The sequence below is a fragment of the Mesorhizobium sp. B3-1-9 genome (assembly GCF_006439595.1).
GTDB lineage: Bacteria > Pseudomonadota > Alphaproteobacteria > Rhizobiales > Rhizobiaceae > Mesorhizobium.
Genome location: NZ_VFTJ01000017.1, coordinates 1 through 16,914, shown reverse-complemented (window position 1 = coordinate 16,914; position 16,914 = coordinate 1). Strand labels below are relative to the sequence as shown.

General features: G+C 64.1%; 10 protein-coding genes and 1 tRNA gene. 8 read left to right on the top strand and 3 right to left on the bottom strand.

Annotation, left to right across the window (positions count from 1 at the left end; genetic code table 11):
- Positions 1-9: 9 nt before the first annotated feature.
- The 3 genes from FJW07_RS24040 (at position 10) to FJW07_RS24030 (ending at position 2,669) form a co-directional block, all read left to right on the top strand.
- Positions 10-885, top strand: a complete 876-nt coding sequence (locus tag FJW07_RS24040; RefSeq protein WP_140859031.1) for a S1C family serine protease — start codon at positions 10-12, stop codon at positions 883-885.
- An 8-nt stretch (positions 886-893) separates the two neighbouring features.
- Entirely contained in the window at positions 894-1,541 is a 648-nt protein-coding gene (locus FJW07_RS24035; protein ID WP_140859030.1) for a helix-turn-helix transcriptional regulator, read from the top strand.
- 261 nt (positions 1,542-1,802) lie between these two features.
- Complete coding sequence (locus tag FJW07_RS24030) at positions 1,803-2,669, top strand: NAD(P)-dependent oxidoreductase (RefSeq protein WP_140859029.1); 867 nt, start codon at positions 1,803-1,805, stop codon at positions 2,667-2,669.
- Here FJW07_RS24030 and FJW07_RS24025 read toward each other — a convergent pair.
- Both FJW07_RS24025 and FJW07_RS24020 read right to left on the bottom strand, forming a co-directional pair.
- Positions 2,653-3,201, bottom strand: a complete 549-nt coding sequence (locus FJW07_RS24025) for a TIGR00645 family protein (RefSeq protein WP_140859028.1) — start codon at positions 3,199-3,201, stop codon at positions 2,653-2,655. The two genes, FJW07_RS24030 and FJW07_RS24025, sit on opposite strands and share 17 nt — an antisense overlap.
- A 300-nt stretch (positions 3,202-3,501) precedes the next feature.
- Positions 3,502-5,757: an OmpA family protein gene (locus FJW07_RS24020; RefSeq protein ID WP_348640188.1), complete on the bottom strand. Its 2,256-nt coding sequence runs from the start codon at positions 5,755-5,757 to the stop codon at positions 3,502-3,504.
- 243 nt (positions 5,758-6,000) lie between these two features.
- Here FJW07_RS24020 and FJW07_RS24015 point away from each other — a divergent pair, with 243 nt between their 5' ends.
- Both FJW07_RS24015 and FJW07_RS24010 read left to right on the top strand, forming a co-directional pair.
- Positions 6,001-6,447 (top strand): YcgN family cysteine cluster protein, encoded by a 447-nt coding sequence (locus tag FJW07_RS24015; protein WP_140859026.1) that lies wholly within the window; start codon positions 6,001-6,003, stop codon positions 6,445-6,447.
- Between the two features lie 366 nt (positions 6,448-6,813).
- Positions 6,814-7,173 (top strand): hypothetical protein, encoded by a 360-nt coding sequence (locus FJW07_RS24010; RefSeq protein ID WP_140640626.1) that lies wholly within the window; start codon positions 6,814-6,816, stop codon positions 7,171-7,173.
- 200 nt (positions 7,174-7,373) lie between these two features.
- On the opposite strand, the gene FJW07_RS24005 is transcribed toward FJW07_RS24010, so the two are convergent.
- Positions 7,374-8,084: an SIMPL domain-containing protein gene (locus tag FJW07_RS24005; protein WP_140640624.1), complete on the bottom strand. Its 711-nt coding sequence runs from the start codon at positions 8,082-8,084 to the stop codon at positions 7,374-7,376.
- Positions 8,085-8,293: 209 nt separating this feature from the next.
- On the opposite strand from FJW07_RS24005, the gene FJW07_RS24000 reads away from it, so the two are divergent.
- The 3 genes from FJW07_RS24000 to FJW07_RS23990 all read left to right on the top strand — a co-directional run.
- A tRNA-Ile gene (locus tag FJW07_RS24000) sits at positions 8,294-8,369 on the top strand.
- Positions 8,370-8,972: 603 nt separating this feature from the next.
- The gene (locus FJW07_RS23995) at positions 8,973-10,598 is read left to right on the top strand and encodes a hypothetical protein (protein ID WP_246680856.1); all 1,626 of its coding nucleotides are present in this window, start codon (positions 8,973-8,975) and stop codon (positions 10,596-10,598) included.
- 206 nt (positions 10,599-10,804) lie between these two features.
- Positions 10,805-16,914: autotransporter-associated beta strand repeat-containing protein (locus FJW07_RS23990; RefSeq protein WP_210239908.1), on the top strand; the 6,110-nt coding region annotated here is incomplete at its 3' end.

The window sequence follows — 16,914 nt, the reverse complement described above, 5'->3', positions numbered from 1 at the left end:
GACAGTCTTATGAGCGACTTCAACCTCAGTGCCTTTTCCGACGCGATCGCCGACGTCGCGGCCACCGCTGCCCCCGCGGTGGCGAGTTTCGTCACGCACCATCACCGCACCGCCAGCGCCTTCCACTGGCGCGACGGTTTCTTCGTCACCGCCGAGGAAGCGGTCGAAGCCGGCGAGGAGATCGAATTGACGCTGGCTTCCGGCGAGGCCGTCAAGGCCGAGCTTGTCGGACGCGATCCTTCGACGGGCGTTGCCCTGTTGAAGCCGGCTTCCGCTTCCGCCGGTCTCCCGCAGTTGGCCCAGGCCTCTGCCGTGCGCCCAGGCAATCTGGCGATCGCCGCGGGCAGCAGCGAGGGAACCGCGCTTGCCGTGTTCGGCACGGTCGGAGAGGTCGGGCCGGCCTGGCGCTCGATGCGCGGCGGCACGATCGACCGGCGCATCAACCTCGCCATCAACACCGGCGGGCGCTTCGAGGGCGGGCCGGTGCTCGACGCCAAGGGCGGCGTGATCGGCATGCTCTTGTTCGGACCGCGCCGGCGGGCGCTGGTGATGCCCTATGAGACGATCGAGCGCGCGGTCGCGACACTGCGCGAGAAGGGCCATGTCGCGCGCGGCTATCTCGGCGCCGGGCTGCATCCGATCCGTAATGGCGACACCAAAGGCGCCATGGTGATGAGCCTCGACGACAACGGCCCGGCCAAGGCCGCCGGCCTGCATGTCGGCGATATCGTGGTCGCCTGGAACGGCGAGGCGGTGCATGGTCCGCGCGAGCTTATCCGCAAGCTCGGACCGGACAGCGCCGGCACCACCGTGACGCTCGGTGTTTCAAGCGGCGGCGCTGAGCGCGATGTCTCGATCACCATCGGCGAGAAGCCGCTGAGCTGAGAGGGTCTATGGCAAACAGCGCAGCACAAGCAGTCGCGAGACCGGAGCCGGCAATTCACCGGCTGACGGTGCTGGTCGCGCTCGCCGATGCCCAGCGCGCCGAGCAACTTGCCGATGCGCTGGCCGCGAGCGACGATCTGGCGCCGGCCTTGGCTGGAAGCGGCGTCGGCCAAATGGCGGATGTCGCCATCGCCGATGAGGCCGGCCTGGAAGGCCGGGTCGTCAGTTCGGCCACCCCAATCGTCCTGCTTTCGCGGCGTGCGGGCAGCGAGCAGGTGACGGACAATGTGCTGGCCGTGCTGCCTGCCTCCGCAGATGGCCTGCTGATCGCCGCCGCAGCGCGGTTGGCGGCCTCAGGCTATCGCGTCGGCAGGGCGGCGCCGTCGGAGGCCGCGCATGGCGATTTCCACGATGACGAGCCTGCCGAGGAAGAGACGCCTGACGACAACCAGCCTCGCCCGGCTTTGTCGCCCCGCGAGGCTGAGGTGCTGGCGCTGCTCGCCGAAGGCGCGCCGAACAAGGTCATCGCCCGGCGGCTCAACATTTCCGTCCACACGGCGAAGTTCCATGTCGCCGCCATCCTGATCAAGCTCGGCGCCGCCAACCGCACCGACGCGATTGCCATCGCCATGCGGCAGGGGCTGGTGCTGGTCTAGGGGTCACTTGAGATTCAGGTGAGGCCAGCCTGCGAATGGCGGCTTCCTGCGCTTCCGGTGCTCACGTACCCCAAGTACGCTCCGCTCCGGTTCTCGGAACCCACCATTCTCGACTCGGCCTGACCTGAATCTGAAGTGACCCGCTCCGCGCCAGGGTGGTTTCCTACGCTACGCAGCGTAACCGCTTCGCCTCCTTTCGGCTCTTGCGCCGTGCCCATCAGCCGCGCAAGTTGCCTTCCGAATTGATGAGGGAGGCGAAGGATGTCGCTCAACGGAAAGACGCTGTTCATCTCGGGCGGATCGCGCGGCATCGGGCTGGCGATAGCGCTGCGCGCGGCGCGCGACGGCGCCAATGTGACGATCGCGGCCAAGACCGCCGAGCCGCATCCGAAGCTGCCGGGCACCATCTACACGGCAGCCGAAGAGATCGAGCAGGCCGGCGGCAAGGCGCTTCCGCTGCTTTGCGACATCCGGGACGAGGTCCAGGTCGCCGACGCGGTGGCAAGAACCGTCGAGCGGTTCGGCGGCATCGACATCTGCGTCAACAATGCCAGCGCCATCCAGCTCACCGGCACGCTGGAGACCGACATGAAGCGCTACGATCTGATGCACCAGATCAATACGCGCGGCACCTTCCTGGTCTCCAAAATGTGCATTCCCCACCTTAAGTTGGCGAACAATCCTCACATCCTGAATCTGGCGCCGCCGCTCGACATGAAGGCCAAGTGGTTCAAGAACCATGTCGCCTACACAATGGCCAAGTTCGGCATGTCGATGTGCACGCTGGGCATGAGCGCCGAATTCGCCAAGGACGGCATCGCCGTCAATTCGCTATGGCCGATCTCGACCATCGATACGGCCGCCGTGCGCAATCTGCTTGGCGGCGCGACGGTGGCGGCGATGAGCCGCTCGCCCGACATCATGGCCGATGCGGCGCACGCGATCTTCCTGCGCCCGTCGCGCGAGGCGACCGGCAATTTCTACATCGACGAAGAGGTTCTGCGCGCCGAAGGCGTCACGGACTTTTCGGTCTACGCACCGGGCGCGGCCGATCAGCTCGCGGGCGACTTTTTTGTCCCCGACGAGGTGTTCGCGAACGCGCAGACGAAAGTCAGAAGGATCTACTGACGGAGCGCCCGCCTCGATCCATCGCGGCCTTCTTGCCCTTGGCCAACGCCATGACCCGGTCGATATAGGCCAGCATCAGCGCCGAAACGACGAAGGCGAGATGGATGATGGTCAGCCACATCAGCTGGTCGGTCGTGTAGGACACGGAATTCAGGAACACCTGCAAAAGGTGGATGGAGGAGATGGCGACGATGGTCGAGGCGACCTTGACCTTCAGCGAGCCGACATCGATCGTGCCCAGCCAATGGACCTCGCCGTCCTGCTCGTCGAAGCGGCTGACGAAGTTCTCGTAACCCGAGATGATCACCATCACCACCAGCGAGGCGACAAGCGCGGCGTCGATCAAGCCCAACATCTTCAGGATCGTGTCGGTGTCGCCGATCGTGAAGGCGCTCATCACGAACTCATAAAGCTTCTTGCCGAAAGAAAGCGCGTAGATCGCCAGCGCCACGCCGAGCCCCAGATAGAAGACCACCAGCAGCCAGCGCGAGGCCAGGATGACGGATTCGATGGCGAGTTCGAGACGCTTCATGAAGGCTTCCGTTCAAATTGCGATAGAGGGTATTTCGGCCAGACAGGGCCGGTTTTCAAGACAAAAACCCCGCCGGGGAGGGGACCCGACGGGGCTCAGTGTGTCCCGCTGGAGTCGGGACAGGGCAGGGAACGCCCTGCACAGAATCTGGGTGTCGCAATGCGGCGATTCAATGAGCAGTCGCTAATCGGCAGGACAAATCTTCTTGAGCCGGCAAGAAGAAAGGCCCGTCCGGACGGGACGGGCCTTCATCTTGCGCGCTGATTCCGAAAATCCGGACAGGATCTTGAAATCACACGCTCATTGCTGGTCGCTGTTGCTCGCCACCGGCGCCACCAGCGAGGTGATGCGGCGGATAGCGACACGCCGGTTCTCGCGGTTCGGGCCGGGCGTGTTCACCTTGAGATACTCCTCGCCATAACCCTGCGTGGTGAGGTTCTCGGCCGGAATGCCGAAGGCGTTGGTGAGCGCCTCGGCGACCGCCTCGGCGCGACGGTCCGACAGAGCGAGGTTCGCGTCGGGCGTGCCGACGGCGTCGGTGTGGCCTTCGATCAGGAAGGTCTCGGCCGGGTTCTTCTGCAGCAGTTTTTCGATAGCGTTGGCGACGCCATCAAGCTTCTGCACCTCGGTGTCGGAAATGGTGGCCGAGCCGAAGTCGAAGTTCAGCGTGTCGAGATCGATACGCCGTGCAATGTCGCGCACGCGGGCCGAGCGCTTGACCTCGTCGATCGAGTAGAGACGCTGCACCTTTTCCACCGGCGGCTGCTCGAGGAAGGTGTAGTAGTCGTCGTCGCTCTCTACATCCTCGGAATCGAGGATGTAATCCCGCCGCGGGATGGTGAGCCGCATCGGCGGCAGGTCGTCGCCGGGATCGCGCCAGTCGCCGTCATCCTGGTACTGCCGCTCATCGACATAGCTCAGCACATATTCACGGCCATCCGGCATGACGCGCGATCGCTGGATGACATCGCCATAACGGTTGCGGATGGTGACGACGCGGACGCCGTTGCCGCGTTCGACCGTCTCGCGGGTGCGCCCGCCCGACAGGTCCTCGTAGTAGACGTCCTTGGCGCCGCGGGTGATGCGGGGCGCCTCGTTGCTTTCCACGAATGTCTGGTTGTTGAACTGGAGGATGACGCGGTCGCCGAACTGCTTCACGACGTCGGTGCCCTTTGGCCGCCGGCGGTCACGGGCAAAGTCTTCGGGCGTGCGGTCGATCCGCTTGCCCTTCTCCTCATCCACAGGGACGAGCTTCTCGGGCTTGATCGCCTGCTGCGCCGACTTGTCGTCGGTGGGCGGCGGGCCTTGATCGACCGGAGCCGGCCTCTGCGCCTGCTCGCCACCCTGCCGCTGTCCGGCCTGATTGGTCTTCTGGCCATTGCCGGCCTGACCGTTGTCGTTCTGGGCACCACCGTTCTGGCCGTTATCGTTGCGACCCCGGTGCTTGCGCACGGCATCTTTCTGGCTGTCCAGGACAGGTGCCTCGTTCGGATTGGCGGTTTCGCCCTGCGCGGCGTTGCCGCCATTGGCAGGCTGGTTGTTGTTCGCCGGCTGTTCGCCGGTCCCGGGTTGCTGCTCGCCGGTGGCGGGCTGGCGGCCAGTCTTTGTCTGCTCGCCGTTGGCAGGTTGCTCACCGGTAGCGGGCTGTTCACCGTTTGCCGGCTGTTCGGCAGCCGGTTTCTTGCCGCGCTTCTTCTTGTCCTGGGTCTGTTCGCCCTGGACCGGCTGCTCGCCGTTTTGCAGTGGCTCGGCCTGTGGCATGGGTTCGCCCGCCGGAGCGGCCTCGTTCTGCTGGTTCTGCCGGTGCTTCTTGCGCCCCTGGTTGCCGCCTTGCTGGTTGTCGTTGGCGGGAGCGGTCTGTTCGGTCGGCGCCACCTGCTCGCCGGTCTGACCGGCCGGCTCGCTCTGCTGCTGATCGTGCTTGCGCTTCTTGCGACCCTGGTTGCCTTGCTGCTGGTCGTTCTGCTGCTGGTTACCGGCGGCAGGTGCGACCTGTTGCGCGGGCTGCTGGTCGGCCGGCGCTGCTTCGATCTGCTGCTGATTGCGCTTCTTCTTGCGCGGCTGCTGCTCGTCGGTCGCGGGCTGGCCGCCCTGGTCGGCGGGCGCCGCCTCGATCTGCTGCTGTTGATCGCGCTTCTTGCGCGGCTTGATCGGCTGCTCGTCGGTCGCGGGCTGGCCGCCCTGATCGGCGGGCGCCGCTTCGATCTGCTGCTGTTGGTCGCGCTTCTTGCGCGGCTTGAATTGCTGCTCGGCCGGGGCAGCCTCCCCGGACTGGCCATTGTCCGTCTGCTGCTGATCATGCCGTTTCTTGCGCGGCTGTTGCTCGGACTCGGCGGGTGCGGCTTGTTCAGCCGGCGCCGATTCGCTTTGCTGCTGCTGTTCGCGCTTCCTTTTCCGCGGCTGTTCCCCCTGCTGGCCGCCACCGGCCTGGGCGCATTCCTCGGCCGACTGGCCTTCGGCGCAGGCGGCCTGCGCGAGAATGAGTGGCGCGCCGTGCAGGCTGCCAGAAGCGACACCCCCCTGCAGCGGGTACGCGCCCAACGGCGCGGATGCCATAAGCAGGCCGATTGCCGTGCCCGCCAGAATCCGTGGTTGGCGTTTCATATCAATTTTCTCCTAGTGGGGTCCCATCCCTGCCCAAACTTTCATCATCCGCAATTGGTTCCGTCAGGCATTGGCATCAGCCAAGGACGCCCAACCGGCCTTTTAAAGGCAATTTCATGTTTTTCTAATGTTGATACGGGGTCAGCGTCACAGCAGCGCTTGACCGGAAGGCCGCGGAGGGCCAAATCCACCAAAATGACCGCGCCGTTCTGGAAAACCAAGACGCTTGAAGCGATGACCCCGGCCGAATGGGAATCGCTTTGCGACGGCTGCGGCAAATGCTGCCTGTCGAAGCTCGAGGACGAGGATACCGGCGAGATATTCTGGACAAGCGTCGGCTGCAGGTTGTTCGACGCGCAGAACTGCCGTTGCTCCGACTATGCCAACCGCCTGGCGCGGGTGCCCGACTGCGTCGGCCTGACGCCGCAGAATGTGCGCACCATCACCTGGCTGCCAAAAACCTGCGCCTACCGGCTTATCGCCGAGGGCCATGATCTCTACTGGTGGCACAGGCTTGTTTCGGGAAGCGCCGCGACCGTGCACGATGCCGGGATTTCAGTCCAGGGCCGTGTGAAGGCCAAGGAAACCGATCTGGCCGAGCCAGACGACTATTTCGATTATCTACTGGATGACGAACCGTAACCAGTTCGCATCTGGGTGACGAACCCTGACGGGGTCGCGTTTTTAGGACGAGCGACGAACCCTGCGGGTTCGCGTTTTTACGACGAACGTGGGTTCGCGTTTTGACGACGAGCCCTAATGGGTTCGCGTCTGGATGACGAACCGTAACCGGTTCGCAACGCATATTGATGACGAACGTTGAAGGGTCCGCGTTTAAGGACGAACCATCGTGGGGTTCGTGTTTAAGCACTGCGAGCGGGGAACCTTGGCGGGTTCGCGCTACATGAACCGGACATGAATGGTCGGTTCGCAGAAAATTCAGACACAAAAAGGCATTTTCCAATCATCGGTTCTACGGGCGAAAGCCCACAACAAGGAGAGAAGACGATGTTCAACACGATCAAGACGGCAGCCCTTTCGGCCCTTGTCGGGCTTGGCACTTTGGCCGCCATTCCGGCGCATGCGGACAGCCTCTATCTCGGTTTCGGGGACAGGCACGACCCGCGTTTCGGCATCTACACCGGCGACGATGACGGCTATCGCCGCGACTGGCGCCGTGACCGCGACCGCGACTGGCGCGGCTGCTCGCCGGACCGCGCCCTCGACAAGGCCGAGCGCATGGGCCTGCATCGCGCGCGCATCGTCGACATCAGCCGCCGTACCGTGAAGGTGGCCGGCCGCCAGTATGGCGACCGTGTCGTGGTGGTGTTCGCCAACGAGCGCGGCTGCCCGATCATCTATCGTTGAGACTGGAGCTGAAAAGGAAGATCCTCTGCGAGGATCGCCCGAAAGCATGATCCTTGCGAGGATCAGCTATCAGATATGATCTCCTGCGAAGATCAATCTCGAGTAGCGGGGCCCCCCAAATGAGGCGCGGCTCAAAAAGCCCCGGAGGATGATTCCTCCGGGGCTTTTTGTTAACGGCATGCCCGCGACTAGGCCGGGCGTCATTTCAGCTCGAAGGTGACCGTGACCTGGACGTTGTAGGAATTCTCGCCCGCCTGCACCGGCACGGCCGAACGGGCCGCATCGAACGACTTGGCCGCCATCGGCATCGGCACCGGCGCGACATTCTGGTCGGTGATCTCGAGCACCTTGCCCAGGCTGACGCCGGCCGCTTCAGCGAGCGTCTTTGCCTTGGCCATCGCGTCGGCGACGGCCTTCTTGCGCGCCTCGGTGATCGTCGCCTTCGGATCGTCATTGGTGAAGGTGATGCCGCCACCCTGGTTGACGCCGAGCGACACCGCCTTATCGAGAATCTCGCCCGTCTTGTCGACGTTGCGCACGCGCACCGACAGCGTGTTGGTCACCTGATAGGCGACGAGTTGGGCTTCCTGGCTGCCGTCGGCCTTGTTGGTGTAATTGTAGCGCGGGTTGATCTGGATGCCGGCGGTCTGCAGGTCGCGGTCGGCAATGCCTGCGGATTTCATCGCCGCGATCACCGCCGCCATGGCGTCGTTGTTGGCATCGAGCGCTTCGCGCGCGCTCTTGGCCTCGCGCATGACGCTGAGCGAAAGGATCGCCATGTCAGGCGCCACCGTCGCTTCGCCTTCACCGGACACGATGATGCGGGGCGGGGGCTGGGTGTCGGCGGCGCTTGCCAGCGCCGGGAACGCGACCGCGGCAGCGAGCGCGATGGGCAAAAGATGTCTGGTCATGAAAACTCCTCGAAGTCTGCTGTCCGCCGCCCGTGCGACCCCGCAAAGGCGCCGATTCCCTGCAGTGCGGTGCATGGCCTGGACCTGTTCACGCGCCTTATGGGCGCAAGCCGCTCTACGCAGCGAATATGGGCTGATTTTGACGGTTCCCGCCAGAGTTTTCGAAAGCCTTGTGCGGACGAACGAAAAACACTAAGCCAGCTCGCGTGGGGCCTGTAGCTCAATGGTTAGAGCCGGCGGCTCATAACCGCTTGGTTGGGGGTTCGAGTCCCTCCGGGCCCACCATTGTCGTTATTTATCAATGATTTGGCGTCTATTTCTTCCTTCGGTTAGCCGAGTTCCTTTTGCGAACCTCCGCGCATCGCCTTGATTTTATTGACTTGCGGTGGGCTGCTGAGAGTTCGAGGAGGCGGCTAGCGGCTGGCTGACCGTGACCGTTCTCTGCTCACGAATCCCGCCTATGTCATGCTGTCGATGGCGGCAACGCCGGAGTTCCGCCGCCGATCGAGCAAAAATCAGCCGTGGCGCCGAGAACTAGGCGTTCACGGGCGAATCCATCGTTGGTGTCGGGACGCTAAAGGCCGATGGCGGTCGGGCCGCAGATGCAGCGGCACTGGGAAACCAGTTTCCGGCTATGTCGCCGCCGGCCTGCGTGCCTCCATTTCCGTCGACTCCCTATCGAGTTCCCGCCCACAGCTGGTGGGGTACGCGCAAGCACCATTGCAGACACACGGGCCGGAATGTAACCAACAGACGCCTGCGCCATCGCGCGGACGACTCGGCGCCGTTGGTATGAAGGTGGATGAGGGATAGATTGGCGCGAAATTGAACGCACATGGACGGATAGATTTCTCCACCGAAGACTGCAGAGCCCAGCTGGCGAGTATTTTGAGCAGCGCGGACTTTCAGGCAACCGATCGCGAGCGTCGGTTCCTCAGCTATGTCGTGGACGAAACCTTGGCTGGGCGGAGCGATCGCATCAAGGCCTATTCAATAGCCGTAGAGGTGTTCGACCGGGACCCTTCGTTCGACCCGCAGACTGACCCGATCGTGCGCATTACGGCCAGCCACCTTCGCAGGTCGCTTGAACGGTATTACCTGACGGCTGGACTGGCCGATCCCATTCTCATCAGCCTTCCAAAGGGAGGATATGTTGCCGCGTTCTCATCGCGCGACACCGTAGCTGCCTCCGCAGAAGAACATACGCCCGCCATTATACGCGAGCCCCCGCAGCCGCCGCGCCGACCGGGCAAGCCTCGACTCATCGCAGCGGTGGCCGTGCTGGTTGCTGCTGCCACGGTGCTCGTCTTGTGGTTCGGTTCTTCCCGGCTTTCTCCAAGCGAGCCGGAAACCCCACATTTGCTGGTTGAGTGGTTTGACGACATGAACGGGTCGAGCGCAACCACGGCTCTGGCCCGTGGGCTTACGCAGGAGGTCATAAGCCAGCTCTCCAAATTCAGTGACATTGTCGTGGTCCAGCCTCTCGGCCAAGTGGGATCCGACATACGGTACGCGCTCGCAGGAAGTGTGGATATGTCCGCCGGGAGCTTTCGGGTTCGAGTTCGCATGCTCAACCGTGGGGACGGATCGGTGCTCTGGGCGCACAGTTACGACGGCGCGACAACCGTGCCCGAACTTCTGAAGGTCCAGGCCGATATCGCCGCCGATGTCGCCACGAACCTGGCACAGCCATATGGCGCGCTGTTCGAGGCAGATGCCAAGCGCGCCGTTCCCGGTGCTCCCGACGATCAGGCTGCCTATTTCTGCACGCTTTCCTATTATTCGTATCGAGCCGGCTTCAATCCTGAGACCCGTCCCGTTGTCCGTTCCTGTCTCGAAAGGGCCGTGGAGCGATTTCCCGGATATGCAACCGCCTGGGCGCTTCTATCGCTGATCTACATTGATGAAGTCCGGTTCTACTATCCGTTCGAATCCCAGAAATCGGCACCGCTGATCGATCGCGCCCTTGCTGCGGCGGATCGCGCCGTGCAACTGGAGTCGACCAACGTCCGGGCCCTTCAGGCGCAGATGATTGCTCTCTATTTCAAGGGGGAAATTGACGCGGCCATCAGAGTGGGGCGCCGTGGCATGGCCATCAATCCGAACGACACTGTATTCGTAGGTGAGTACGGGTATCGGCTGGCGCTGTCCGGAAATTGGAAAGAAGGGTGCCCGTTGGTCGCGGAGGCACGAAATCGCAATCCGGGGCCGCTCGCCTATTACGAGGCGGGGTTGGCTCTCTGCGCTTATTTCAGTCACGACATCGAGCAGGCGGTCATGTGGATCAAAAAGGCGAATGTTCCCGACAATGCGCTCTATCATTCGATCGCCGCCGCGATCCTTGCCGAGGGAGGCTACACGGCGGACGCCGAGCGCGAGCGTTCGTGGCTCATGCTCCATGAGCCCGGACTGGTCGCAAATATTCGACAAGAGACGTTGTTCCGGTTCGGCAATTCCAATGATGCCGAAACGTTCCTCGGCTCCATCAAGAAGGCAGGCCTGATGCGGGACTGATGCCTCATGCGAGGCGCCGTTCCCGATGTTCGATACCGTAAGTTACGTTCCGTTGTGGCTGGGCTTCGCCGTAGATAGCCTGGGGCGTAAAATATCGGTTTCCATGACTTTTCCGGTGACCATCGCGCCTAGATACGGTGCGAGGGAAACATGCGGCAGGATCGAACTGTACAATCTTGTTGCCCGCAAGCAGTCGCGGCGGACGCATGACGAAATGGCAAGGACAAGCGGTCAGCTACGCCCCCCAGGCGGTCGGGTTCTTCGCATGCGTCACCCATGGAGTACCGGGCAGGCTGCCAGCGCTGGCACTGCTCACAGGGCTTGCCACGACAACCGCTCCGGCAGCCAACCTCTACTGGGACGTCAACAACACATCGCTGAACCGCGGTGGCACGGGCATCTGGAATCTGACCGATTCGGTCTGGAGCGCCAGCAATGACGGTGTGAGCGGCCCTTATAATGCCTGGAACAACGGGGCGCTCGACGACGCCTTTTTTGGCGGCACGGCGGGCATCGTCACGCTCGGCGCACCGACCACCGTCCACAGCATGACGTTCGAGGTCAATGGCTATTCCGTCACCGGCGGTACGCTGACTCTCGGCGGAGTCGACCCCACGCTCACGGTCACGACCGGGGGCTCCACGATCGCATCGACGATTGACGGCACAGGCAGGGTGATCAAGGCCGGTGGCGGGACGCTGACGTTGTCCGGCAACAACAGCTTCAATGGCGGCCTCACCGTAAGCGCCGGCATCTTGTCCCTCACAGGCAACAACAGCTTCGGCAGCAGCCCCGTGGTCACCGGCGGCGCGCTCTCGCTGACCGGCATCAACAGCTTCATGGGCGAGATCAACGTCAACGGTACGTTAACCGCGAGCGGTGCCGCCGCCTTGGGCGATGTCGGCAACAACATCACCATCTCGGGCGGTTCGCTGAACATCGGCACGGCCGGCGGCAGCCTGACCGGGCGCACCGTCACGCTCAGCGGGACGGGGAATGTCGGCATTTCCGGGGCCGGTATCGGTGGTGCCCATTTCACCGGTACGGGCGGTCTTTCCGTCAACCCAGGGGTGAACCTGACCGACGACACCAATAACTACACCGGTGCAACCAGCTTCGTTGGCGCTGGCAGCTCCACCTTCACCTCGATCGGCAACCTGGGCGAGGCGAGTTCGCTTGGGGCGCCCACCACGGTCGCGGCCGGCACCATCAGCATATCCAATCCGAGCGGAACCGCCGGCACGCGCACTGCCACCTATGTCGGCGATGGCGATGTGTCGAACCGCAATTGGAGCTTGTACTCCAACGGCTATCGCGGCACGGGCCTCGGCAACAGCGGCACCGGCACCCTGACGCTGACCGGCTCCATCTCGGTGGGCAATAGCGGTCTCGCCCAAGTGCCTTCTTTCACTGCGGCGACCGCCGACCTGGAGCTGCTTGGCGTCATCAGCGGCGGTAGCGCCACCTTTATCGCGAATGCCGGGCAGGCCCTGACGCTTGGTGGTGCCAACACGTTCACCGGCAATTCCGGTGTATCAGGCGCGGGAATCGTGAAGGCAGGCACCATTGCGAATGCCGGCGTCGCCAGCTCGCTGGGAGCGGGGAGCACAACAGGCATAAGCGGCGGCACCCTGAGCTATACCGGGGCGGGCGCCAGCACCAACCGCAACTGGGTGCTCAGCGGCGGCGGCACGCTCGACAATGACGGCAGCGGCGCACTGGCGCTGAGCGGAACCATGAGCCTCAGCGGCATGGGTACGCTGGGCGGCAGTTTCGCTGGCGCCGACAATATGTTTTCGGGGGTGATTTCGGGCGCCGGCAACCTGCATGGCGCCGGGGCCGGCACCTGGGTCGTTTCCGGTACGAACACCTATACCGGCCAGACCATCGTCGATAGCGGCGTGTTGCGGGCCGGCTCCGCTGGCGCGTTCGCCGGTTCGAGCCAGTTCGTGGTCAATGGCGGCACGCTCGACCTTAATGGCTTCGGCCAGACGCTGACGACGCTGAATGGCACCGGCGGCACGCTCGACCTGGGCAGCGCCCAGCTGACGCTGAACGCGGCGACCGGGACCAGCGCGACCTTCGCCGGCAGCATCGCCGGCAGCGGCGGGCTCACCAAACTAGGCAACAGCATCCAGACGCTGACCGGCGCCAGCACCTATACCGGCGACACGACCATAGGCGGGGGCACGCTTGCGCTCGACTTCAGCCCGGCCGGCGGCCCGACGAGCAATATCGTCGGCAGCGATTCCAGCCTGGTCATGACCGGCGGCACGCTGAACGTGACCGGCGCCGACAACGAGAATGACACGCAGACCTTCGACGGCCTGACGATCACCGCCGGCAACAACACGGTCAACGCCACGTCGGGGTCGGGCGGCAGTTTGACCATCAATCTGGGCGCCATCACCCGTACCGGCGGGCTGATGAACTTCAACCTGCCGACCAGCGGCAACATCAGGACGACCAGCACCTCGCTCGGCGGCTGGGCGACGGTCAACGGCACCGACTATGCCAAGGTCGTCGGCGGCAACATCCTTGCCTTCACTGACGCCGACTACACCGACAAGGACAACGCCGCCAACTGGCTGGACAATGAGTTCATCACCGATGTGGCCGGCTTTTCCGGTACGGTGACCGGGACCAAGCAGCTCGGCGGGCTGCGCTATACTCAGCCGGTCTCCACCACTGTGACGGTCAATGCCGGCGAGACGCTGGGCGTGGACGGCACGATCATTGTCGCGCCGACGGTGCTGGGCAACAACCAGTTGATCACCGGCGGAAAGATGACCGGCGCCAATGGCGGCGTGCTGGGGATCCAGCAGAACAGTACCGGCAACTTCACCATCGCCTCGCAGATCGTCGACAACGGTCCGGGCATGGGGTTCACCAAGGCGGGCACGGGACTGGTCACGCTTACCAACACCGCCAACAGCTACACCGGCGCCACCCGCGTCGTGCAGGGCACGCTGGCGGTGACCAGCATCGGCAATGGCGGCGCGGCGAGCAGCATCGGCGCATCCTCGGCGGCTTCGTCCAATCTTGTGCTGGAAGGCAGCACGCTGCGCTATACCGGCACCGGCGATACCAGCGATCGCGGTTTCACCTTCGGCAAGTCGGGCGCGATCCTCGGCAGCGGCGTCGACGTAACCAATGCCGGTGCCAACCTGACCTTCAGCGGACTCGTCACCAGCGCAGACGGCGCCAATTTCACGAAGAGCGGTGCCGGCACTCTGACGCTCGCCAACGCCGCCAATGGTTTCACAGGCGTCGTCACCGTCAGCGGCGGCCTGCTGGGCGCGACGACCCTGAGCAACGGCGGCGTCGCGAGCAGCATTGGCGCGGCCAGCAGCGCTTCCGCCAGCCTCGTGCTCGATGGCGGCGGCCTTCAATATACCGGCGGTACGGTCGGCATTAACCGCGGCTTCACCCTGGGGACCGGCGGCGGCACGGTCGATGTGGCAAACGGGGGCACGACGCTCACCGTGAGCGGTCTTGCAGTGGGCACCGGCCGGCTTACCAAGAACGGTGCCGGTACGTTGGTGCTGACCGGCGCGAATACCTATACGGGGGGCAGTACGGTCAACGCAGGTGTCCTGCGCGCCGGGGCTACGAACGTGTTCGGTGTTAACGGCAACGCCTCGACCATGAACCTGGCCAATGCAGCGGGTGTTTCGCTCGACCTCAACAATTTCAACAACACGATCGGCCCCCTGAATGGCGGCGGCGCCGATGGCGGCAATGTCACGCTGGGTTCGGCCACGCTCCAGATCAATGGCGGCAACGGCAATTATGCGGGCAGGATCAGCGGCACCGGCGGCATCCTGCGCACCGGTGGCGGCACCCAGACCTTCAACGGCTGCAACAACAGCTATACCGGGGCCACCAGCCTGCAGGGCGGCGGCAGCATCAGCACCGACTGCATTCGCAACGGCGGCGTGGCCAGCGGCATCGGCGCTTCGAGCAGCGCTCCCACCAATCTAATCTTCAACGGTTCCTCGCTATTCTACACCGGCGGCAGTGTGACCACCGATCGCGGCTTCCAGCTGGCGGGAGGGAATGGGGCGATCAGCGTGGCCACCGGCGCCACCACGTTGCAATTCACCGGCAATGTCATCGGGGCCGGCACCTTCCGAAAGGATGGACCCGGCACCCTCGTCCTGTCGGGCACCAATACGTCCACCGGCAATACCCAGGTTTCCGGCGGCGTGCTGCGTGCGGGGACGACCAATGCCTTTGGCCCGCAGGGGCATATGACGTTGGACAATACCGCCGGCGTGTTGCTGGATTTGAATAGCTTCAACACGGCGGTGACGTCGCTCATCGGCGGCGGCGCCAATGGCGGCAATATCAGCCTCGGCAGCGCCACGTTGACGATCAACGGAGTCGATACCCGCTCCTATGCCGGCGCGATCAGCGGCAGCGGCGGGTTGGTCAAGAACGGCAACAACATCCAGGCGCTCGCCGGCTGCGCAAGCAGCTATACCGGCAGCACGGTCATCAATGCCGGCACGCTGCAGGTCGACTGTCTGGCAAATGGGGGCGTCAACAGCTCGATCGGCGCCTCGTCGTCCGATCCCGCCAATCTAGTCCTGAGCGGCGGCACCCTGCGTTATGTCGGTACGGGCGGCAGCACCAACCGTCAGTTCACGCTCGGCGCAGGTGGCAGCACGCTCGATTCATCAGGAACCGGCGCCATCCAGTTTACCTACGCCGGCCCGGCAACCCTGGCCGGAGCCGGCATCGCGCGCACCCTGACGCTGACCGGCACCAACACCGGCACCAATATCCTGGCCGCGCGGCTGGACGACAATGTCGCCGGCGTCACCTCGCTCGCCAAGACCGGCACCGGCACCTGGCGCCTGACCAATCAGGCCAGCAGCTATACGGGCGCGACCACCATCGGCGGCGGCATACTGATCGTCGACAAACTAGCCGATGGCGGCATGGCCAGCAGCATCGGTGCATCCTCCAACGCAGCTGGCAACCTGGTGATCGGCAAGGATTCGACGTTGCGCTATGTCGGCACGGGCGATACCACCGACCGTCAATTCACGCTCGATACCGGCGTGACCTATATCCAGTCCTCGGGGACAGGAGCGCTCGTCTTCGCCAGTACCGGGACGGTCAGCCTGACCGGCACCAACGCAACGCGCACGATTGCGCTAGGCGGCACCAACACCGGCCTTAACACGATGGGCGGTGCCATCGGCGACAACGGCACCGGCGCCACGACGCTCGCCAAGAACGACAGCGGCACCTGGGTCCTCACCGGCAACAATACCTATTCCGGCAACACCGTCATCAACGACGGCAATCTGATGATCGGCAATGGCGGCACCACCGGCAATGCCGGTGTGGGCAATGTCATCGTCAATTCGTCAACATCCACCCTGTCCCTCAACCGCAGCGACACCTTCACCTTCAGCGGCACGCTGAGCGGGCCCGGCACCCTGGCGCAAATCGGTATGGGCACAAGCGTGCTGACATCGCCTAACAACGCCATTGGCGCGACCACCATCAATGCCGGCACATTGCAGGTGGATGGCGGCCTGCAAACGCCGACCATCGCCATGGATGGCGGCTCGACCTTGAACGTCAATGGCACCGTGCAGGCGGTCGGCGCGACCCCCGTAGCAATCACCGGCGACGCAGGGGCAAGCACGATCAACATCGCCAATGGCGGCACGCTGCGCAGCAATGGCGACCTTGGCGGTGGCAGCGACACTGTCAATCTGACCGGGACATTGAACACCGGAGTGGGAGCGGTCAACCTTGGCGCCGGCAACGACACGCTGACGCTTAACGACGGCGCCGTTCTCACCGGAACAGTCAACGCCGGCACCGGTGGCGAGACGGGCGCGGGCGACACGCTTCGGGTAATCAACACGGTGAATCGCACAGTCCAGGGCGCGGGCATCAGCGGGTTCGAGAGCCTGGACAAGCAGGGCACCGGAACGTTGACGCTTGTTGGTGACCACAGTTACAGCGCCGGCACGACGATCCAGGGCGGGACGCTCCAGGTGGGCAGCGGCGCGACAGCGGGTACCTTGACGACACCGAGCGTGACCAACAACGGCACGCTCGCCTTCAACCTGAACAACAACTACAGCTTCGACGGCGTCATCTCCGGCACCGGCGCGGTCAACAAGCTCGGCACCGGCATCACCACGCTCACCGGCACCAACAGCTACAGCGGCGCCACCAACATCAATGCCGGGACGCTGCTGATCAACGGCAACCAGTCGGGTGCTACCGGCCCGACATCGGTCGCGAGCGGCGCGACCCTCGGCGGCACCGGCACGATCGGCGGCAG